This is a genomic window from Bowmanella dokdonensis, from assembly GCF_017254865.1.
Classification (GTDB): domain Bacteria; phylum Pseudomonadota; class Gammaproteobacteria; order Enterobacterales; family Alteromonadaceae; genus Bowmanella; species Bowmanella dokdonensis.
Genome location: NZ_JAFKCV010000338.1, coordinates 1 through 296 on the forward strand (window position 1 = coordinate 1; position 296 = coordinate 296).

Annotated in this window: 1 pseudogene; it reads right to left on the bottom strand. The window is 53.7% G+C overall.

From position 1 onward, the window contains the following. Window positions 1–296, bottom strand: a pseudogene (locus tag J0A66_RS22845) (tetratricopeptide repeat-containing diguanylate cyclase); the annotation flags it as partial.

A 296-nucleotide genomic window follows, 5' to 3' on the forward strand; every position in this document is an offset into this window, starting at 1 on the left:
TTTGCAGATCCGGTTGCAGATTTTGCTCAAGAAAACGTCGGTTTCTCAGCCCGGTCAGCGGATCTGTGGTACTGGCTTGTTCTACCTGGCGATACGCTTCCTGCAATTCCTGATTTTTGGCATTTAACTGTTCGGTGCGCTGGGCCACCTGCTCGCTGAGGAGACGAGTTTGGCGGCGCTGGCTGTATTTTCCATATGCCAGAAACAGCACCAGAAAGCCGCTGGTCAGGGCGACTATCCATAGCGACCAAAAAAAACGCTCCCGTTCGGCAGCGGTAAGCTGCAGCTCCTGATCT